Annotated in this window: 19 protein-coding genes; 10 read left to right on the plus strand and 9 right to left on the minus strand. The window is 64.3% G+C overall.

The window, feature by feature from the left end; genetic code table 11:
* Positions 1 to 84: 84 nt before the first annotated feature.
* The 5 genes from FJ942_RS09470 to FJ942_RS09490 all read left to right on the plus strand — a co-directional run bounded on the left by FJ942_RS09470 (position 85) and on the right by FJ942_RS09490 (position 4718).
* On the plus strand, positions 85 to 1638 hold the full coding sequence (locus FJ942_RS09470; RefSeq protein WP_140497048.1) for an alpha/beta fold hydrolase: 1554 nt from the start codon (positions 85 to 87) through the stop codon (positions 1636 to 1638).
* Positions 1639 to 1745: 107 nt separating this feature from the next.
* The gene (locus FJ942_RS09475) at positions 1746 to 2225 is read left to right on the plus strand and encodes a carboxymuconolactone decarboxylase family protein (RefSeq protein ID WP_140580500.1); all 480 of its coding nucleotides are present in this window, start codon (positions 1746 to 1748) and stop codon (positions 2223 to 2225) included.
* 18 nt (positions 2226 to 2243) lie between these two features.
* Positions 2244 to 2672, plus strand: coding sequence for a nuclear transport factor 2 family protein (locus FJ942_RS09480; protein ID WP_246679728.1), 429 nt, complete (start codon positions 2244 to 2246; stop codon positions 2670 to 2672).
* 33 nt (positions 2673 to 2705) lie between these two features.
* Positions 2706 to 3020 (plus strand): hypothetical protein, encoded by a 315-nt coding sequence (locus FJ942_RS09485; protein ID WP_140580502.1) that lies wholly within the window; start codon positions 2706 to 2708, stop codon positions 3018 to 3020.
* 288 nt (positions 3021 to 3308) lie between these two features.
* Positions 3309 to 4718, plus strand: a complete 1410-nt coding sequence (locus FJ942_RS09490) for an FAD-binding oxidoreductase (RefSeq protein ID WP_140897543.1) — start codon at positions 3309 to 3311, stop codon at positions 4716 to 4718.
* A gap of 151 nt (positions 4719 to 4869) precedes the next feature.
* Here the strand turns inward: FJ942_RS09490 and FJ942_RS09495 are convergent, their stop codons facing one another.
* From FJ942_RS09495 to FJ942_RS09520, 6 genes are all read right to left on the minus strand, one after another.
* Positions 4870 to 6297 carry a gamma-aminobutyraldehyde dehydrogenase gene (locus FJ942_RS09495; RefSeq protein ID WP_140556818.1) on the minus strand — a complete coding sequence of 476 codons (1428 nt, stop codon included), beginning with the start codon at positions 6295 to 6297 and terminating at the stop codon, positions 4870 to 4872.
* 170 nt (positions 6298 to 6467) lie between these two features.
* Positions 6468 to 7283, minus strand: coding sequence for an ABC transporter permease (locus FJ942_RS09500; RefSeq protein ID WP_140523673.1), 816 nt, complete (start codon positions 7281 to 7283; stop codon positions 6468 to 6470).
* A complete protein-coding gene (locus FJ942_RS09505; protein ID WP_140497058.1) occupies positions 7273 to 8238 on the minus strand; it encodes an ABC transporter permease in 966 nt (321 codons plus the stop codon). Before FJ942_RS09505 ends, FJ942_RS09500 begins: the two co-directional genes overlap by 11 nt.
* A 223-nt stretch (positions 8239 to 8461) precedes the next feature.
* Positions 8462 to 9460: an ABC transporter ATP-binding protein gene (locus FJ942_RS09510; protein ID WP_140580508.1), complete on the minus strand. Its 999-nt coding sequence runs from the start codon at positions 9458 to 9460 to the stop codon at positions 8462 to 8464.
* A 188-nt stretch (positions 9461 to 9648) separates the two neighbouring features.
* On the minus strand, positions 9649 to 10803 hold the full coding sequence (locus FJ942_RS09515) for an ABC transporter substrate-binding protein (protein WP_140559728.1): 1155 nt from the start codon (positions 10801 to 10803) through the stop codon (positions 9649 to 9651).
* A 125-nt stretch (positions 10804 to 10928) separates the two neighbouring features.
* Positions 10929 to 11855 carry a LysR substrate-binding domain-containing protein gene (locus tag FJ942_RS09520; RefSeq protein ID WP_140513010.1) on the minus strand — a complete coding sequence of 309 codons (927 nt, stop codon included), beginning with the start codon at positions 11853 to 11855 and terminating at the stop codon, positions 10929 to 10931.
* A gap of 88 nt (positions 11856 to 11943) precedes the next feature.
* Here FJ942_RS09520 and FJ942_RS09525 point away from each other — a divergent pair, with 88 nt between their 5' ends.
* On the plus strand, positions 11944 to 12393 hold the full coding sequence (locus tag FJ942_RS09525) for an Rrf2 family transcriptional regulator (protein ID WP_140513008.1): 450 nt from the start codon (positions 11944 to 11946) through the stop codon (positions 12391 to 12393).
* On the plus strand, positions 12383 to 13282 hold the full coding sequence (locus tag FJ942_RS09530; protein WP_140897545.1) for an NAD(P)/FAD-dependent oxidoreductase: 900 nt from the start codon (positions 12383 to 12385) through the stop codon (positions 13280 to 13282). The genes FJ942_RS09525 and FJ942_RS09530 overlap by 11 nt, the downstream gene beginning before the upstream one ends.
* A gap of 1 nt (position 13283) precedes the next feature.
* On the opposite strand, the gene FJ942_RS09535 is transcribed toward FJ942_RS09530, so the two are convergent.
* On the minus strand, positions 13284 to 14054 hold the full coding sequence (locus FJ942_RS09535; RefSeq protein ID WP_140564921.1) for a DeoR/GlpR family DNA-binding transcription regulator: 771 nt from the start codon (positions 14052 to 14054) through the stop codon (positions 13284 to 13286).
* A 443-nt stretch (positions 14055 to 14497) separates the two neighbouring features.
* Here FJ942_RS09535 and FJ942_RS09540 point away from each other — a divergent pair, with 443 nt between their 5' ends.
* Both FJ942_RS09540 and FJ942_RS09545 read left to right on the plus strand, forming a co-directional pair.
* Entirely contained in the window at positions 14498 to 15376 is an 879-nt protein-coding gene (locus FJ942_RS09540) for a phosphotransferase family protein (RefSeq protein ID WP_140497071.1), read from the plus strand.
* A 4-nt stretch (positions 15377 to 15380) separates the two neighbouring features.
* Complete coding sequence (locus FJ942_RS09545; RefSeq protein ID WP_140670800.1) at positions 15381 to 17834, plus strand: FAD-dependent oxidoreductase; 2454 nt, start codon at positions 15381 to 15383, stop codon at positions 17832 to 17834.
* Here FJ942_RS09545 and FJ942_RS09550 read toward each other — a convergent pair whose 3' ends face one another.
* A complete protein-coding gene (locus FJ942_RS09550) occupies positions 17835 to 18467 on the minus strand; it encodes a class I SAM-dependent methyltransferase (protein WP_181165288.1) in 633 nt (210 codons plus the stop codon). It abuts the gene before it with no gap.
* Positions 18468 to 18572: 105 nt separating this feature from the next.
* On the opposite strand from FJ942_RS09550, the gene FJ942_RS09555 reads away from it, so the two are divergent.
* The gene (locus FJ942_RS09555) at positions 18573 to 19475 is read left to right on the plus strand and encodes a phosphotransferase family protein (RefSeq protein WP_140523657.1); all 903 of its coding nucleotides are present in this window, start codon (positions 18573 to 18575) and stop codon (positions 19473 to 19475) included.
* Here FJ942_RS09555 and FJ942_RS09560 read toward each other — a convergent pair.
* Positions 19472 to 20395 carry a DMT family transporter gene (locus FJ942_RS09560; RefSeq protein ID WP_140523654.1) on the minus strand — a complete coding sequence of 308 codons (924 nt, stop codon included), beginning with the start codon at positions 20393 to 20395 and terminating at the stop codon, positions 19472 to 19474. The genes FJ942_RS09555 and FJ942_RS09560 overlap by 4 nt on opposite strands.
* Positions 20396 to 20409 lie beyond the last annotated feature (14 nt).

A 20409-nucleotide genomic window follows, 5' to 3' on the forward strand; every position in this document is an offset into this window, starting at 1 on the left:
TTCCGCTAAAGTTTAAGCTGCCGCACGCGACGCAGCTCTGCTATGGTCAGCGATCCGAAATCGCCAGGCCGGGCGGAACAACTCGTGAGGCCGATCGAGACCCGATACGCCCGTAGCGGCGATGTGCGGATCGCCTATCAGGTGGTCGGCCAAGGCGCGTTCGATCTCGTCTTCGTGCCGGGCTTCATCTCCAATCTCGACCTGCATTGGGAGGATGAAGGCTATAGCAGGCTGCTGAAACGGCTTTCCGCCTTCTCAAGGCTGATCCTGTTCGACAAGCGCGGCACCGGCCTGTCCGACCGCGTCGATGCCAACCATCTCCCCAGCCTCGAAACGCGCATGGACGACGTGCGTGCGGTGATGGACGCGGCCGGCAGCGGCCGCGCGGCCCTGCTCGGCGCCTCGGAAGGCGCTCCGATGGCCATGCTGTTCGCCGCCACGTATCCGGAGCGGACGCGCGCCCTGGCGCTCTATGGCGGCTATGCCCATTTCCACCGATGGGTAATGCCGCCGGAACGGCTGGAGGCATTCATCGCGACGACGGAAACCGCCTGGGGCACAGGCGCCACCTTGCCGCATTTTGCGCCCGGCCGCGTCGAAGACAGTCACTTTGCCGCCTGGTGGTCGCGATTCGAGCGGCTGTCGGCAAGTCCAACGGCGGCGGCGGCGCTGGCGCGCATGAATGCCGGCATAGACGTGCGCGGCATACTCTCGGCGATCAGCGCGCCGACGCTGCTGATCCACCGCCGCAACGACGCGCGCGTCGATCCCGATGCCAGCCGCTTTCTCGCCCGGAAAATCCCGAACGCCCGGCTTGTCGAAATCCCCGGGCGCGACCACCCGGTGTGGACCGGTGATGTCGACCGGGTCGCCGACCTGATCGAGGAATTCCTGACCGGCGAGCCGGCCGTGGCCGACAGCGAGCGCGTGCTCGCCGCATTGCTGGTGACGCGTATCTACGATACGGCGCGCCTCGGCGATCGCATGTGGAGCGAGCGCAGCCAGCGATTCCAGGAGACCTGGCGATTGCTGGTGGGGCGCCATGGCGGACGTGTCGCAGGCACGCATGGCGAGCTGATGATCTCGCGCTTCGACGGTCCGGCGCGCGCCATACGCTGCGCGGCGGCATTGCGCGAAGCGGCGCAGGAGATCGGTGTGGCCAGTGCACAGGGCGTGCATGTCGGCGAGATCGAGATGCGCGGACCGCCGGTCGGCTTGACTGCACGCGTGACCATACAACTTGCGGCCCATGCCAGCCGCGGCGAGATCCTGGCGTCGCGGCTGGTTTCCGACCTGGCGACCGGCTCCGGCCTACACTTCATCGATGGCGGACGCATTGCGCTCGACGAGTTGGACGAGCCGTTGGCGTTTGTTCTTGCGACGTCCGAGCAGCATCTGGAACCCGCCTGCCGATCCAAGCCCAGGCCTGCCGAACCGGCCGCGCTGACGGCGCGCGAAAGCGAGGTGGTGAGCCTGATCGCCGACGGCAAAAGCAATGCCGCGATCGCCGCCGAGCTCAACCTCAGCGAGCATACGGTCAAGCGTCACGTCGCCAACATATTGCTCAAGCTCGACCTGCCGTCGCGGGCGGCGGCGGCCGCGTTTTCGGCACGGAACCCTGGCCCGCACGGGCCATAAAGGCCATGGCGCTTTCGGGCGAAGCGGCCGATGGCGTCGGGGATTATCAATTCTTCCCATGCAGGCCAGGCGATATCGCCGTGACGGTACTGCGAAGGGAGGATGAAATGGTGAAATCAAGTCGCAAGACCAGATTGCTCGTCATCGCGGCCGGCGTCGGCGCCTTGCTGGCCCTGGCTCCGGCGCGGGCCGAGGATGCCTCGGCGACGGCAGCATACAAGGACATAGAGGCCACGCTCGGCTCCGTACCGGACATGTTCAGGACTTTGCCTGACGTGGCGGTCGCCGGTGCCTGGGCCGAGATAAAGTCGATGCAGCTCAACCCCAAGACCGCACTCGACGGCAAGACCAAGGAACTCATCGGGCTTGCCGTCGCCTCGCAGATTCCTTGCCAGTACTGCGTCTACTTCCACACCGAGGCCGCCAAGCTCAACGGCGCGACCGACGAGGAGATCAAGGAAGCGGTGGCGATGGCGGCGATCGTTCGCCACTGGTCGACGATGCTCAACGGCAGCCAGGTCGACCTCACAGCCTTCAAGAAGCAGACCGACGACGTGTTCGCGGCCGTGAAGGCCAAGTCGCAGTGACACTATCGCTGCACGGCGATGACCGCCGGGCAGCACTTTGCTCATCAACCGCCCGATCGGGAAGACGGGCCCATGGAGGACGAAATGCTGACCAAGACACAGACCGTTGACGGCGCGGCAATCAAGAAAGCCATCGAAGGGCGCGACGGACAGATGCTGTCGAGCTTTTACGCCGACGATGCGGTGTTGCGGGTCGTCGACCGCAATAATCCGCCGAGCAAGCCGCGCGAGATCCGCGGCCGAGCGGCGATCAGCACATTCTGGGACGACATCTGCAGCCGGGCAATGACCCACAAGGTCGATACCGCCATTGCCGATGGCGACAATCTCGCCTTCACGCAAGCCTGCGCCTACCCGGACGGGACCAAGGTGTTCTGTGCGGCGATGCTGGAACTCAAGGGCGGGCGGATTGCACGGCAGACGGTCGTGCAGGCCTGGGACGAGTAAGCGGCATCAGCCGCATCTTCGGAGGAGGAAAACATGTTCAGCGCCAGATGGCAGATCGACGCCAGGTTCGGACACAAGCAGACCGTGCTCGACCTCATGCGGAAATGGGAATCCGAGATCGGTTCGCAGGTCGGCGTCGCCGACCTGAAGTTCCAGATCATGACGGGTTCGATCGGCGCGCGGGAGGCGACGGTCGAATCTCACCACCAGGTCGAAAGCCTGGCCCAGTTGGAAGAGTTCTTCGCCAGGATCGGCAAGATCGACGCGCATGCCAAATGGGGCAAGGAGATCGAGCCTTACGTCGTGTCGGGCACCAGCCTCTGGCAGATTTTCCGCATCGTCGAATAATGCATGTCGCCCAAAGGTGCCCATAGAACAACGATCTGAAGCGCGCCGCATCGGTCCCTTTCGACGCGACGCGCTTTCGCTACCATGACGGCTTCCGCCTGCCCGCTATGGCTCTCCCGGGCCATTTCCCCACTGGCCCTTTCGGGCGAAGCAGCGAGGAGCCGGATCGGTGCAATGTGCTCTCCTGCACCATCCTGCGCACCCGACGGATGGACGGCACAAGCAAAGCAACAAGATAAATCGTCGCGTCGAAACCATATGGCGCGGGCGCGATCAGGGAGGAAACCGATGACCGACGAAACCTATGCAAAACTGCGTGAAGGCTTGCGCGGAGAGCTGATCCTGCGCGGCGAAGCCGGCTATGAGGAGGCCCGCAAGGTCTACAACGGCATGATCGACAAGAGTCCGGCGCTGATTGCACGCTGCGTCGATGTCGCCGACGTGATCGCCGCTGTAAGGTTCGCGCGCATAAACGACCTCCTCATCGCCGTGCGCAGCGGCGGCCACAACGGCGCGGGATTGGGGATTTGCGACAACGGTCTCGTCATCGACCTGTCGATGATGAAAGGCGTCCATGTCGACCCGAAAACCCGCACCGTGAGGGTCGCGCCCGGCTGCACTTCGGGCGACGTGGACCACGCCACCCATCCTTTCGCGCTCGCCGTTCCGTTCGGCATCGTTTCGACCACGGGCGTCGCCGGTCTAACCCTTGGTGGAGGAACGGGCTATCTCACGCGCAAGTACGGTCTCACCATCGATAATCTGATCGAGGCCGATCTGGTGCTGGCCGATGGCAGCATGGCGAAGGCCAGCAAAAGCGAGAATCCCGACCTGTTCTGGGCGCTCCGGGGCGGCGGCGGCAATTTTGGCGTGGTAACCAGCTTCCTGTTCAAGGCTCATCCGGTGAACATGATCTTCGGCGGTCCGGTGTTCTGGGACGCCAGGCACGCGTCGGCGGTCATGCGTACCTATCGCGACTACCTGCCGGAAGCGCCGGAAGACCTCGGCGCTTTCGTCGGCCTCAAATCCGTCCCTTCGAGCGATCCTTTCCCGCGCGAGCATTGGGGCAAGCGCGCCTGTGCCATCATCTCGTGCTACAACGGCACGGAGGAGGACGGGCGCAAGGCCATGGCGCCGCTGCTGGACACCTTGCCGCCGCCAATGTTCAACTGGATGGGCGTAATGCCGTTCCCGGCGATGCAGTCGCTATTCGACCCGCTCCTTCCGAAAGGCCTGCAATGGTACTGGAAGGGCGATTTCGTCAAGTCGCTTCCCGACGAAGCGATCGCGACCCATATCGCCCAGGCCGCCCAGGCGCCCAGCGAATTGTCGCTTATGCATCTATACCCGATTGACGGCGCCGTCCGCCGCGTCGGCAAGGACGAGACCGCCTGGAACGCGCGTGACGCAAGCTGGTCGATGGTCATCGCCGCCATCGACCCCGATCCGGGCAAAGCCGCCGACCTGACCGCGTGGGCACGGAATTACTGGGCGAGCGTCCATCCCCATAATGGCGAGGGCGGCTACGTGAACTTCATGATGGACGATGAAGGAGACGCGCGCTTGCAGGCGAGCTATGGCGGAAATTACGAGCGGCTGAGCCAGGTTAAGCGAACCTACGACCCATCCAATGTCTTCCGGGTCAACCTGAACATCAAGCCTGCGACATCGGCGATGCCGGGCCGGACGGCCGCGTAGTGCCGGGGTCTCGCCGCTGATGCCGTTCGGCGGCCGTGCCTGTCAAATGCAGCGCAATCGCGAAGTGGAATGGCGCTGACGACCCTCTCAAGCGGGGTCGCCGGCGCCGGCCACAGCCATATAAGATCTGCCTTTGCCGGAAGGAGACAGATTACCCGTGCGCCACCATCACATGGCGCACGGCGGTATAATCCTCCAGCGCGTAGAGCGACATGTCCTTGCCGTAACCGGACTGCTTCAGCCCGCCATGCGGCATCTCGTTGGTCAGCATGAAGTGGGTGTTGATCCAGGTGCAGCCATATTGCAGGCGAGCGGCCGTCGCCATGGCGCGCGAGACGTCCCTGGTCCACACCGACGATGCCAGCCCATAATCGCTGTCATTGGCCCAGTTCACCGCCTCGTCGACTTCCGTGAAACGGGTGACCGAGACCACCGGGCCGAAGACTTCGCGGCGCACGATCTCGTCCTCCTGCAAGGCGCCGGCGACGACGGTCGGCTGGTAGTAGAAGCCGGTGCCCTCGCCCGGCTTGCCGCCGGTGGTGATCTCGATGTGCTTCAATTCCGAGGCGCGCTCGACGAAGCTCGAGACACGGTCGCGTTGGCGGCGCGAGATCAGCGGGCCGATCTCGTTCTCGGCATCGTCCGGCAGATTGTACTTGATGGTCGACACGGCCGAGGAGAGATCGGCGACGAGCTTGTCGTAGACCTTCTTGCCGGCATAGATGCGGCAGGCGGCGGTGCAGTCCTGGCCGGCATTGTAGTAGCCGAAGGCGCGCAGGCCGTTGACCACGGCGCCGAGGTCGGCATCATCGAAGACGATGACCGGGGCCTTGCCGCCGAGTTCCAGATGCGTGCGCTTGACCGACTTGGCGGCCGCCTGCAGCACCTTCTTGCCGGTGGCGACATCGCCGGTGATCGAGATCATGTTGACCTTGGGATGGTTGATCAGCGTATTGCCGACGCTGTCGCCGCGTCCGAGCACGACATTGACGACCCCTTCGGGCAGGATTTCGGCCAGGATCTTCGCCAGTTTCAGCGCCGTCAGCGGCGTCTGTTCCGACGGTTTGAAGACGACCGTATTGCCGCCGCCGATCGCCGGCGCCAGCTTCCAGGCCATCATCATCAACGGGTAATTCCACGGCGCGATGGAAGCGACGATGCCGATCGGATCGCGCCGGACCATCGAGGTGTGGCCCGGCAGGTATTCGCCGGCTACCTGGCCTGGCATGGAGCGGACGGCGCCGGCGAAGAAACGGTAGCAGTCGACGATCGCCGGGATTTCATCATTGAGCACGGCATTGATCGGCTTGCCGCAGTTCAGCGCCTCGAGCGCCGCGAATTCCCTGGCTTCGGCCTCTATGCGGTCGGCGATCTTAAGGAGATAGCCCGAGCGCTGCGCGGGCGTGGTACGCGACCAAGCCGTGAACGCCTTCCCGGCAGCCGTCACCGCCGCCTCGATCTGCGCCGGGCTCGCCTCGGGGAGATTGAGAATGGTCGCCCCGGTCTTCGGATTGAGGACCGACTCCTCGGTCTCGGTGCCTTTCTCGAACTTCGAGCCGATCAGCATCTGGGTGTCCATTGGGTTCTCCATTGGCAATAGTGAGTAGTGAATGATGAATAGTGAGTAGTGAGTAGTGAGTAGTGAGTAGGTTTCTGCCGCGTATTCACTATCCAAAACTACTATTCACCATCCTCCCATTCACTATTCACTATTCACTACTCACTACTCACTACTCACTGCTCACTATTTCATTTCCCGCTGCCGGCGATCTGGTCGCCGTCGCGGGTCAGGTAGTAGGCGGCGAGGATCGGCAGCAGCGTCACCAGCACCACCACCATCGCCACGACATTGGTGACCGGGCGCTGGCGCGGGCGGATCAGTTCTTCAAGCATCCAGATCGGCAGCGTCTGCTGCTGGCCGGCGGTGAAGGTGGTGACGATGACCTCGTCGAACGACAGCGCGAAGGCCAGCATGCCGCCGGCAAGCAGCGCCGTGGCGATGTTGGGCAACACGATATGCCGGAAGGTCTGGAAACCATCCGCGCCGAGATCCATCGAGGCCTCGATCATCGAGCCCGAGGTGCGGCGGAAGCGGGCAACGGCATTGTTGTAGACGACAACCACGCAGAAGGTGGCGTGGCCGAGCACGATCGTCCAGAACGAGAACGGAATGTCGGCCAGCGCGAAAGCCGAACGCAGCGCAATGCCGGTGATGATGCCGGGCAGCGCGATCGGCAGGATGACCAGCAGCGAAATGGTTTCACGGCCGAAGAATTTCGTCCGTGACACCGCGGCGGCGCACAGTGTGCCGAGAACCAGCGCGATGGCCGTTGAGATGGCGGCGACGCGCACCGAGAGCGACAGCGCTTGCCACACGTCCGGCCGGTTCCAGGTGACGGCGAACCACTGCGTGGTGAGCCCCGGCGGCGGCCAGACGAAGCTCTTCTCTTCGGTCGTGAAGGCATAGACGAAGATCAGCAGGATCGGTAGATGCAGGAACAGCAGGCCGCAGGCCGCAGCGATCTTCAGGCCAAGCGGAGCCGATTGGGCACGGTCAGAGCGCATCGAAGGCCCCCATGCGCTTGGCGCCCCAGAGATAGAAGCCCATGATGACGATCGGCACCACCGTGAAGGCGGCGGCGAGCGGGATGTTGCCGGCCGTGCCTTGCTGCGAATAAACGGCCTGGCCGATGAACAGGCGCGACGTGCCGATGATCTGCGGGATGATGTAGTCGCCCAATGTCAGCGAAAAGGTGAAGATCGAGCCGGCGACGATCCCCGGCAGCGCCAGCGGGAACAGCACATTGCGGAAGGTCTGGCCTGGCGAGGCACCGAGATCGGAAGAGGCCTCGACCAAATTGCCGGGCACGCGCTCGAGGGCTGCCTGCACCGGCAGGATCATGAAGGGCAGCCAGACATAGACGAAGACGATGAAGGTGCCGGTGAAGGACACCGACAGCGAGTTGCCGCCGACGACCGGCAGCGACAGCCACGCATCGAGCAACCACAAGAGGTTCAGCTTGGCGAGCAGCCAGGTGAGAATGCCTTCCTTGGCCAGGATCAGTTTCCAGGCGTAGATCTTGACCAGGTAGCTCGACCACAGCGGCAGCATGACGCCGAGATAGAACAGCGCCTTCCAGCGGCCGCGCGCATAGCGCGCCGCGTAGTAGGCGATGGGGAAAGCGACGACGGCCGAGGCCAGGGTCACCAGGGCCGCCATCGTCACCGTGCGCAGGATGATGTCGAGATTGGCGGCCTGCAACAGGTCGCCATAGGTCTTCAACGTGAACTCACGATTGATGAGGCCGGAGAACTCGTCGATCGAGAAAAAGCTCTGCGCCAAAAGAGCGAACAACGAGCCGATGTAGACGATGCCGAGCCACAGGACCGGCGGCAGCAGCATAAGCAGAAGGAGCAGTTGCGGCCTGCGCCAGAAGAGGTCGGAGAGCGCGCCGCGTATGCCGCCGCTGCCGGGCAGGATGGCAGGGGCTGGGCTGGGGTTGAGCGCGGCAATGGTCATGGGGCCGCCGTGTGCTGAAGAGAATTATATGAGAGGCCGCGTTCTGCGTCGCCCCCCTCTGTCCTGCCGGACATCTCCCCCTCACGGGGGGAGATTGGCAATTTCTCGGCCTCGCCAATTCTGCGACGTTGGAAATTGGCGAAACCCGAAAGGGCAGCCAATCTCCCCCCTTGAGGGGGAGATGTCCGGCAGGACAGAGGGGGGTGCTTCGCGCAAGCCTTCATCACACCGGCTCGTCCATCAAATGCAGGCTCTCGCGGTTGAAGGTGAGCACCACCGCCTCGCCTTCCCTGGGCAAGGCCGTGCCGGCAGGCACGATGGCGTGCAATTTCAGACCGTCGGCATCGAGCGCCAGCCTGGTGGTCGCCCCGAGATAGTTAGTTGAGACGAGGCGCGCGGCGACGCCCTCGCCGCTCGCCGCGCGGCCGACGCGGATGGATTCGGGGCGCAGGCTGCCCCAGCCGCGCTGGCCGCAATAACGCTGGACGAAATCCGGCGGCAGCACGTTGGAGGAACCGACGAAATCGGCGACGAAGCGAGTGCTCGGCCGCTGGTAGATATCTTCCGGCGTGCCGATCTGCATGATCCTGCCGTCGTTGAAGACGGCGACGCGATCGGCCATCGACAGCGCCTCGCCCTGATCGTGGGTGACGAAGACGAACGTTATGCCGAGCGCCTTTTGCAGCGACTTCAGCTCTTCCTGCATGTTCTCGCGCAATTTGAGGTCGAGCGCGCCGAGCGGCTCGTCGAGCAGCAGCACCTTGGGCTGGTTGACCAGTGCGCGGGCCAGCGCGACGCGCTGGCGCTGACCGCCGGAAAGCTGGCCGGGGCGGCGGGCGCCGTAGCCGGGCAGCCTGACCAGCGACAGCGCCTCTTCCGCTGCCTTGTGCCGCCCGGCTTTGCCGACGCCCTTGACCATCAAACCATAGGCGACATTGTCGAGCACATCGAGATGCGGGAACAGCGCATAGTCCTGGAAGACGGTGTTGACGTTGCGGCGATAGGGCGGAACACCCTCGGCGCGCTCGCCGAAGATCGAAATCGAACCCGCCGTCGGCTGCTCGAAGCCGGCAATGAGGCGCAGGCAGGTCGTCTTGCCGGAGCCCGACGGCCCGAGCATGGCGAAGAACTCGCCAGGCACGATTTCGAGGTCGACCGTGTCGACGGCGCGCACGCTGCCGAAATGGCGCGAGACTTTTTGAAAGGAAACGGCTGAGGTCATGGAGTGTCCTGATCTGCCGGGCTCATCGATCTCAGGCGGCGCCGCCCCTCATCCGCCTGCCGGCACCTTCTCCCCGTGAAGGACAGGGAAAGGGACGCGCGCCAACGCTGGCGATACCCTCTCCCCGTTCTTCACGGGGAGAGGGTAAGGGTGAGGGGCGGCGCCGGCTTCGGCAAAGTAAGGCTAGGTCACCGCCCGCCGATGACGCCGATATAGTCCGACACCCAGCGGTAATAGGGCACGCACTGGTCGTTCTGGGTGGCGCATTTGGTCACCGGCGTCTTCCAGAACTTGATCTTGTCGAAATTTTCGTAGCCGTTGGTCTTGCAGCCTTCGTCGGTCAGCAGCTCGTTGCCCTTGCAGGCGGCGGGGACGACCGGCAGCGAGCCGAACCAGGCCGAGACGTCGCCCTGCACCTTGGGCGAAAGCGAGTGTTCGAGCCACATATAGGCGCAGTTCGGATGTGCCGCGTCGGCTTCCATCATGGTGGTGTCGGCCCAGCCGGTGACGCCTTCCTCCGGCACGGTCGAGGCTATGGGCTTCTTGGCCGCGATCAGCGTGTTGACCTGGTATGGCCACGAGCCGGAGGCAACCACGCCTTCGTTCTGGAAATCGTCGACCTGGATGGCGGCGTCGTGCCAGTAGCGGCCGACCAGCGTGCGCTGGACGCGCAGCAACTCAAGCGCGGCCTTGTACTGGTCCTCGTTCAACTCATAGGGGTCCTTGATGCCGAGCTCCGGCTTGTGGAACATCAGGTAGTTGGCGGCATCGGCAATGTGGATCGGGCCGTCATAGGCCTGGACGCGGCCCTTGTTGGACTTGCCGTCCGGCAGCTTCATCTCCTCGAAGACGATGTTCCAGCTCTTGGGCGCTTCCTTGAAGACATCGGTATTGTACATCAGCACGTTCGGCCCCCACTGGTAGGGAACGCCGTAATGCACCTTGTCGACGGTGAACCAGGGGGCGTCCTTGATGCGGTCGTCGACCGTCTTCCAACTCGGGATGAGATCGGTATTGATCGGCTGCACGCGCTTGCCGGCAACGAGGCGCAGCGATGCATCGCCCGAAGCGGTGACGAGGTCGAAGCCGCCCTCGTTCATCAGCGAGACCATCTCGTCCGACGTGTTGGCGGTCTTGACGTTGACCTTGCAGCCGCTTTCCTTCTCGAAGGCGGTTACCCAGTCATAGCCCTTGTCGGTTTCGCCACGCTCGATATAGCCCGGCCAGGCGACGATATTGACCTCGCCTTCACCTTTGCCGAGTTCCGTGACCTGAGCGATGGCCTGGCCGGAGAAGGTCAGCGCGACCGTCAATGCAGTGCATGACTTCAGGAATGAATTCATCGTCGATCTCCCATTGATAGGGCCCGCGCTTCGGCGGCGGCTTGTTCCCTGAAGCGAAGTTGCTGTGAAAATCCCGGTTTCGCAAATTCATTTATCAGAAGGGGGATATCGGTTTTTCCGATAGATCAGCGGCCGTTCTTGTCGGGGCGCTGGCGAACCATGCGCTGCGACTGCGCCAGGCCGATGAAATCGCGCGCAGCCTGCGGCAGGCCGGAGCCGCGGCGCCAGACCATCCCGACCTGGACGACGGGTAGGGCACCGGAGACGTCGCGCGATTCGATGCGGTCGCCTTCCAGCGACCACGGCCGGTAGACGAGGTCGGGCAGCAGCGCCACGCCCGCGCCGGTGGCGACAAGGCTGCGCACCGCTTCGACCGAACGGGTGCGGAAGGCGACATGCGGCTTGGCGCCGATTGCCGTCAGCAGCTTGCCGGTGTTCTCCTCGATCTCGTCGACGGTCAGCATGATCAGCGGCTCCGAAGCGATGTCGCCGATGCCGATGATGTCGGCGCCGGCGAGCGGATGCCCGAGCGGCAGCCACAGGCGGTAAGCCGAGACTTCGAGGATTTCGGATTGCAGCGCGGTTCGGTCGCGCAGATTGGACGTGACCATGACCGCGATGTCCAGCTTGCCGCCGATCAGCAGATGCTCGAGATAGTCGCCATTGTCCTCGATTGCCGAGACCTCGACGCCGGGATAGGCACGACGGTAGCGGGAAAGCAGGTCCGACAGCACATAGCCGGCGACCAGCGAGGTGACGCCGAGCTGCAGCCGGCCGCCCGCTGTCGCCTGCTCGCCGAGGAAGGCGCGGCGCGCATCGGACACATCGGCCAGGATCTTGGTGGCATGACGCAGGAACTGGTGGCCCTTGTGGGTGATGTTGAGGCCGCGCGGATGGCGGTCGAACAATTCGACGCCGAGATCGCCTTCGAGCTCCTTGATCGCTTCGGTGACCGAGGATTGCGAAATGGAGAGGTTCTGCGCGGCACCCGACACCGTGCCCTGCTCGGCGACGGCGATGAAGAACTGCAACTGGCGGATGGTGAAAGCCATGGCCCGGACTAAACACGGCGGAGACGACGCTGGGAAGTGGAACGGATCGGCAACTTGACGGCCCCAGAATCGTAACTAAATAAGTTACATGAAACGCAACAGCCGGCTGTCTTCCACCTTGCACATTCTGGTCCACATGGCCGAGAAGCCCGAGCGGGCGCTGACCTCGGAGCAGCTTGCCACCTTCATCCATACCAATCCGGTCGTGGTGCGCCGCACCATCGCGGGGTTGCGGGATGCCGGCATCGTCACCTCGTCACGCGGACATGGCGGCGGCTGGCTGCTCGGGCGCCCGCCCGACGAGATCTCGCTGGCCGAAATCAGCGCCGCGCTTGGCGAGACGCTGCTGCCGTTCGGCACCGAGCCGGAGAGCCCCGGCTGCCTTGTCGAGCAGGCCGTGATCGCCGTCCTCGACGATTTTCGCATCGCGGCGGAGAAGCTGCTGGCGGAGAAGCTCAGCCGTATCACGCTGGCCGACCTGACCGCCGACTTCCGCCGCCGTTACGACCTCATAGGAGTCTCCAGCCATGCAGTATGATCTTGCCGTCGTCGGCGGCAGCTTTGCCGGCCTGTCCGCTGCCATCCAGGCGGCCCGGGCCCGGCGCAACGTCCTGGTGATCGACGCCGGCCGGCCCCGAAATCGGTTCGCCGCGCATTCGCACGGCTTCCTCGGCCAGGACGGGCGCACGCCAGGCGCCATCCTGGAGGAGGCAAGACGGCAGTTGCTGGCCTATCCGACGGCTCGCCTTGTCAACGGACGTGCGGACAAGGCGGTCGCCAATAGCAGCAGCGACTTCGAAATCAGCACAGAGGGCGGCGAGACCTTCGGCGCCGCGCGGCTGGTTCTGGCTACCGGCGTGCGCGACATCCTGCCCGAAGTTCCCGGTCTTGCCGAGCAGTGGGGCAAGACCGTGCTGCACTGCCCCTATTGCCACGGCTACGAGGTTTCCGGCGGGCCGCTTGGCGTGCTGGCGACCGGGCCCATGTCCCTGCATCAGGCGCAGTTGATCGCCGACTGGGGCGACGTCACGCTGTTCGGCAATCGCCTGATCGAGCCCGATGCCGAACAGATGTCTGCCTTGGAAGGCAAGAATGTGAGGTTCGAACCCGCTGCGGTCGCCGAACTGCGGGAGGATGGCACGGGCGGCTTGACGGTGATCCTCGACGACGGCCGAAAGGCCGGGGTTCGCGCGATATTCACCGCGCCGCGCAATAGCATGGCGAGCCCGATGGCCGAACAGCTCGGTTGCGGCTTCACGGACGGTCCCCTCGGCCCGGTGATATCAATCGATGACAGGCAGCAGACGACGGTCCCCGGCGTCTTCGCCGCCGGGGACGCATCACGCGCGATGCACAACATCGCCTTCGCCGTATCGGGCGGCGCCTTCGCCGGCATATGCGCCCACCAGTCACTGGTATTCGGTTAGCTCAGGCTGCGTTGCCCGCGACGCTGAGCCGCGCACCGGCCTGCGCCAGGCCGGCAGCGATGTCGCGCGGCGGCGGCCGGTCGGTGGCGAGCTCGGAAAAGCCATCGAAGCCGCAGACCTGGACCAGGCCCTGGCGCCCGAACTTGGAATGATCGGTGACGACGAGCGAACGCTGGCCGCGCGACAGCACCATGCGGGCGAACTCGGCCTCGTCGAGATCGTAATCCATGACACCCGTCATCGCATCGACGGCACCCGTCGAGATCACCGCATGGCTGACCGAGAAGCGGCTGACGAAGTCGATGGCCGAGGCGCCGAAGGCGGCGCCGGAATCGCTGCGCAGCTCACCGCCGGCCATGTAGACCTTGTTGCCGTTGACGGTGGCCAGCGTGCGGGCGATGTCGGATGAGTTGGTGACGACCGTCAGCCGCCGATGGCCGAGCAGTTCACGCGCCAGGAACGAGGTGGTCGTTCCCGTGTCGAGCATGATCGATTCGCCGTCGCGGATGGTGGCGGCGACCATGCGGGCGATGAGGCGCTTGGCCTCGGCGTTCTCTCGCATGCGCCGTTCGAACGGCGCTTCGCCGATCGTCGACGGCAGGCCGACGGCGCCATGCATCTTCAGGAGCGAGCCGTCGCTGGTGAGGGGCTTGACGTCGCGGCGCACGGTCTCCAGCGAAACGCCCAGCCGGTCGGCCAGGCTGGCGATGGTGACGGTGCCTTCCTCCTGCAGAAACCGCAGGATTTCGCCGTGCCGCTTGGAATGGCTCATCGGGTCATTTCCAGTCGCGCCATGATGCAGTGACCGCTTCTATGGCAAATCTGCCGCATATTACAAGGAATCTCGAAAGAATACGGGCAGGAAAGCAGAAAAAACCACAGAATCTCGTTGACAACGTGGCTTACCCGGCGTGACACTGATGCCGTGTCAGGCTCGCACTGCCACGGAAAAGCGATAGCGGAGCCTGATCCGAATTTGTGTGCCCCAAGGTCTGGAAACTGCCTGACGCGAGGGCGACTGGAAGAATTTTCTCATCCGCGGGGGCGGATGCCGGCCTCGAAGAGCCCGGCACGTGGGGCTCGTCGGTGCGGCGCGGGATACCGATCCCGAATGCCGCGCCGGCGAGGTCTTTGCCAGAACGAGCGTCCGGACAAACGGCGGGTCGCCACGGCGGCGCCGCCCCGTCGGCGCCTTGCCGTACGAAGGGCGAATTCATGACGGCCGAGGACCGCATCCGCGCCCTGCCTTGCTGGACGGGCAGCGTCGAGATCGAGCCGCTGCCCGGCGGGCTGAGCAATGCCAATTATCGGGTTAAGGACGCGGCCGGGAGGCATGTCGTGCGTTTCGGCAGGGACTATCCCTTCCACCACGTCTTTCGCGAGCGTGAGGTGATGACCGCACGCGCCGCGCATGCCGCCGGTTTCGCGCCGGCGGTCCGCCATGCCGAACCCGGCATTCTCGTGACGGAGTATCTCGGCGCCAAGACCTGTCTGGCTGAGGACGTGCGCGCCAATCTCGGCCGTGTCGCCGCCCTGATGCGCGGCTTTCACCGTGAGATGCCCAACCACGTCTCCGGTGCCGGCTTCATGTTCTGGGTGTTCCACGTCATCCGCGACTATGCGCGCACGCTGGAGGACGCCGGCAGCCGCAAGGCGAGCGACCTGCCGCGTCTGCTGATGCTGGCCGACGAGCTCGAACGCGCCCAGAAACTGCTGCCGATCGTGTTCGGCCACAATGATCTTTTGCCGGCGAATATTCTCGACGACGGCAGCAGGCTATGGCTGATCGACTTCGAATATGCCGGCTTCAATACCGCGATGTTCGACCTTGCCGGCGTCGCCTCGAACGCCGGCATGAGCGACGAGGAATCCTTCGCCTTCCTGACCGCTTATTTCATGAAGGAGCCGGACGAGGCGATCCGCCGCTCGCATGCAGCCATGCAATGCGCCTCGCTGCTGCGCGAGGCGATGTGGAGCATGGTTTCGGAACTCTACCTCGACGTGCCCGGCATCGACTACGTCGCCTACACGGAAGAGAACCTGACGCGGCTCGATGCCGCGCTGGAAAACTACCGGACAAAATACGGGACCTGAATTCATGACCTTGCCAACCCAGGCAGCGATCGTCGTCATCGGCGGCGGCATTATCGGCTGCTCGACGGCCTACCATCTGGCCCGCGACCACAAGGCAGATGTGGTGCTGCTCGAACAGGGCAAGCTGACCTCGGGCTCGACCTGGCACGCCGCCGGCCTGGTCGGGCAGCTGCGCTCGTCGGCCTCGATCACCCGCGTGCTCAAATATTCGGTCAACCTCTACAAGGGCCTGGAGGCCGAGACCGGCCTTGCCACCGGCTGGAAGATGAGCGGGTGCCTGCGCCTTGCCACCAATGCCGACCGCTGGACCGAGTACGAGAGGCTGGCGACGACAGCGAAGAGCTTTGGCATGGACATGGAGTTGCTGTCGCCGGCAGAGGTCAAGAACATGTGGCCGCTGATGGAAACCGGCGATCTCGTCGGCGCTTCCTGGCTGCCGACCGACGGTCAGGCGAGCCCATCCGACGTCACCCAGTCGCTGGCCAAGGGCGCGCGCATGCATGGCGCAAGGCTTTACGAGGAAGTGCGCGTCACCGGCTTCGAGATCAAAGGCGGCCGCATCATTGCGGTGAAGACCAACATGGGCGACATCGCCTGCGACAAGGTGGTGAACTGCGCAGGACAATGGGCACGGCAGGTTGGCGCCATGGCCGGCATCAACGTGCCGCTGCAGCCGGTGAAGCACCAGTTTATCGTCACCGAGAAGATCGACGGGCTGGCGACCGATGTCCCGACCATCCGCGACCCGGACCGGCGCACCTATTTCAAGGAAGAGGTCGGCGGGCTGGTGATGGGCGGCTATGAGCCAAACCCGCAGGCCTGGACGACAGATCTCCCCGGAGGCGACGTGCCCAATGACTGGGAGTTCCGGCTGTTCGACGACGACTATGATCATTTCGAACAGCACATGAGCCAGGCGATCGCGCGCGTGCCGGCGCTGGAAACCGTCGGCGTCAAGCAGATGATCAACGGGGCCGAGAGTTTCACGCCGGACGGCAATTTCATCCTCGGCGTGGCGCCCGAATGCGCCAACATGTTCGTCGGCGCCGGCTTCAACGCCTTCGGCATCGCTTCGGGCGGCGGCGCCGGCTGGGTGCTGGCGCAATGGGTGGTCGATGGCGAGGCGCCGTTCGATCTGTGGGTCGTCGACATCAGGCGCTTTTCCAGCCTGCATCGCGACCGGCACTGGGTCCGCGAGCGCACGCTGGAAGCCTATGGCAAGCACTACACGATCGGCTTTCCGCATGAGGAGTATCTTTCCGGCAGGCCGCGCATCGTTTCGCCGCTGTACAACAGGCTGAAACAGCATCGCGCCGTGTTCGGTTCGAAGCTCGGCTGGGAGCGGCCGAACTGGTTCGCCCCCGAAGGCGTCGAGCCGCGTGACGTCTATTCCATGGGCCGGCAGAATTGGTTTTCAGCCGTCGGCGACGAACATCGCCATGTGCGCGAGAAGGTCGGCATCTTCGACCAGTCGTCCTTCGCCAAATACGAGCTGACCGGGCCCGACGCGCCGAAGGCGCTGGACTGGATCTGCGCCAACGACGTCAACAAGCCGGCCGGCCGGCTGACCTATACGCAGCTTCTCAACACGCGCGGCGGCATAGAGGCCGATCTCACCGTGTCGCGGTTCGGCGAGGACAGGTTCTATATCGTTACCGGCACGGGCTTCCGCACCCATGACCTGTCCTGGATCAGCGACCATGTCGAAAAGGAGCTCGACATCACGCTCACCGACGTCACCGAGGATTTCGGCACGCTGTCGCTGATGGGACCGCGCGCCCGCGAAGTGCTGGCCGGCGTGACCGATGCCGACATTTCCAACAGCGGTTTCCCATTCGGCCATGCCCGCGAGATTGTCGTTGCCGGCCACACCGTGCGGGCGTTGCGCGTCACCTATGTCGGGGAACTCGGCTGGGAGCTGCACGTGCCGATCTCCGCAACCGGCGAGATCTTCGACGCGTTGATGTCGGCAGGCAAGCAACATGATATCCGCCCGGTCGGCTACCGGGCCCTGGAATCGCTGCGACTGGAAAAGGGCTATCGCGCCTGGGGCTCCGATATCACCCCCAACGACACGCCGCTGGAAGCCGGCCTCGGCTGGGCGGTGAAGCTTCGCAAGAACACGGATTTCGTAGGGCGGCGCGCCTTGGAGAAAATCACTGGCGGGCCATTGAAGAAGCGTTTCGCCGGCTTCACGGTCGACGATCAGGACATCGTGCTCGTCGGGCGCGAGACGATCCTGCGCAATGGCGAGCCGGTCGGCTATCTCAGCAGCGGCGGCTATGGCTACACCGTGGAGAAGAACATCGGCTACGGCTATGTGCGCAATGCCGACGGCGTGAGCGACGATTTTCTCGCCTCGGGCCGCTATGAGCTGGTCGTGGCGATGCAGCGCACGCCGGCAAAGATCCATCTCGAGCCGATGTATGATCCGGCCGGGAACAGGATCAAAGCCTGATCAGTTCACACGCAAGGCGAGGCAGCGGCTGGGCACCGTGTCGGCCTCGCCCGGCATCGAGACGTACGGGCGCGTTTCCTCGATGCGGGTGACCAGCCCCTGAGCCTCCAGCTCAGCGACTCGCGCGTTAAAGCCTAGATCCCAGATCGTGTTCTTGACCGTCAGCACGATCACGCCGCCCGGCCGGCAGATGCGGATCAGTTCGTCCAGCCCTTCGGCACCGACATGGCCCGAGGTAAAGACGCCGGCCGAGATCACCCCGGCATAGGCATTGTCGGCAAAGGGCAGCGGCCCGCCAAGCGCAAGGCAATGCAGGGCCGAATAGACGCCCTTGCGCTCTGCCTGATCCAGCATGCCTTGCGAGATGTCGAGCGCCTCGACCTCGGGATAGCCGGCAATGTCCAGCCATTCGCCGATGAGCCCGGTGCCGGCCCCGGCATCGAGCAGCGGGGCCGAGCCACGCGGCAGATGCCTTGCCAGCAAGGCCAGGCAGATGGTGGGATGACGATAGCCGGCGGCCGACATGTCGCTGTCGTAGGTCTGCGACCAACGGTCATAGAGCGCCGCCACGTCTTCCGGGCGCTTGGCCGCGTAGGCAGCGCCAAGCGCGCCCTTATGCTTGCTGTCGGTCACTTTCGTCCTGTCCGCCATGCCCCTAAATTGGTCTCGCACGGATGATAGCCAAAGCACGAATTTTGTGGAACCGTCTCTGCGACAAATAACAGCGGGGGAGCGGGCATGACAATGGACGAGGCACGGACAAAACTTGCCGCCATTCCCATGCTGGCCGGCTATAACGGGACGCTGGAGCGGCTTGGCGGCCTCACCAACCTGGTTTTCAAGGCCGGGGACTTCTGCCTGCGCATTCCAGGCAAAGGCACCGAGGAATATATCAACCGCGCCAATGAGGCGGTGGCGGCGCGCGAAGCGGCTAAGGCAGGCGTCAGCCCCGAGGTGCTGCATGTCGATCCGGGCACCGGCGTGATGGTGACGCGCTTCATCGCCGGCGCCGTAACCATGTCGCCGGAAAAATTCAGGGTTCGGCCGGGCAGCCCGGCGCGTGCGGGAGAGGCCTTCCGCAAGCTGCATTCGTCCGGTGCGGTGTTTCCGTTCCGTTTCGAACTGTTCGCGATGATCGATGACTATCTGAAGGTGCTGTCGACCAAGGAGGTCGCCCTGCCCGCCGGCTATCACGACGTGGTGCGCGAGGCCGGTGGCGTGCGCGCGGCGCTGTCGGCCCACCCGCTGCCCGTCGTCGCCTGTCATTGCGACCCGCTGTGCGAGAATTTTATCGATGCGGGTGACAGGATGTGGATCGTCGACTGGGAATATTCAGGAATGAACGATCCGCTCTGGGATCTTGGCGACCTCTCCGTCGAAGGCAAGTTCGATGCCGCGCAGGACGAGGAGATGATGCGCGCCTATTTCGGCGGCGAGGCGAAACCGGCGGAGCGCGGCCGCATCGTCATCTACAAGGGGATGTGCGACCTGTTGTGGACACTGTGGGGACTGATCCAGCTCGCCAACGACAATCCCGTCGACGATTTTCGGGCCTATGCCGACGGCCGCTTCGCGCGCTGCAAGGCGCTGATGGAGACGCCGGAATTTTCACGGCACCTGGCGGTGATCCGCGAGGGCTAATTCACGCCCTTCGGCACGTTTTCAGGCGGCACCGTCGTGTCGACCACCTTCTGGCGATGGAAGATGAACAAGCCGGCCAGCACGACGATGACCGAGCCGATGAGGATGCGCGGGCCGGGAACGTCGCCGAAGAACGCCAGCCCGAAGACCACCGCCCATAGAAGCAGCGTGTAGTGCAGCGGCGCCAGCGTCGAGGCCGGGGCCAGCTTGAGCGCCCGCGTGATCATCAGATGGGCACCGCAGGAGACGATGCCGAGCAGCAGCATGGCGCCGAAATCGAGCGCCGACGGCGTGTGCCAGGCGCCGATGGTCAGGGCGCCGCCGACCAGCAGCGTGCCGATGGTCTGCCATGTCACCAGATTGGTGTCGCTGGTGCCGCGCAAGCGCCGGTTGAGGATGATGGCGAAAGCGAAGGCAATGCTGCCCGCCAGCGCGAAGCCCGACGACAGCGAGAAAGCCGCCGAGGAGGGCTTGAGCATGATCAGCACGCCGCAGAAGCCGAGCAGGATCGCCATCCAGCGGCGCCAGCCGACCTTCTCGCCAAGCAGGAGATGCGAGAGTGCCGCCACATAGATCGGCCCGGCCATATAGAAGCTCATCACATCCGCAAGCGGCAGATAGACGACGGCGGCATAGAAGAGCCCGGTATCGAGCGTGGTCATGATGACGCGCAGGACCTGCAATTCGGGCCTTTCCATGCGGAACAGCTTGGCGGCGCCCTGGTGGGCGATCATCGGACCGAGCACGAAAAACGCGCCGATCGACCTGATCAGCACCACCTGGCCGACGGAAAAGCTGGCGACCAGCCATTTGCCCATGGCGTCGTTGAGCGCAAACAGGAAGTCGCCGGCCAGCATCAAAAGAATGCCGGCCAGAAGCACGTTCCTGATTGTGGAATTCTGCGCCACGGGTTGCGTCATGCCGATCCATTGCC

Source organism: Mesorhizobium sp. B2-4-2 (genome assembly GCF_006442845.1).
Classification (GTDB): domain Bacteria; phylum Pseudomonadota; class Alphaproteobacteria; order Rhizobiales; family Rhizobiaceae; genus Mesorhizobium.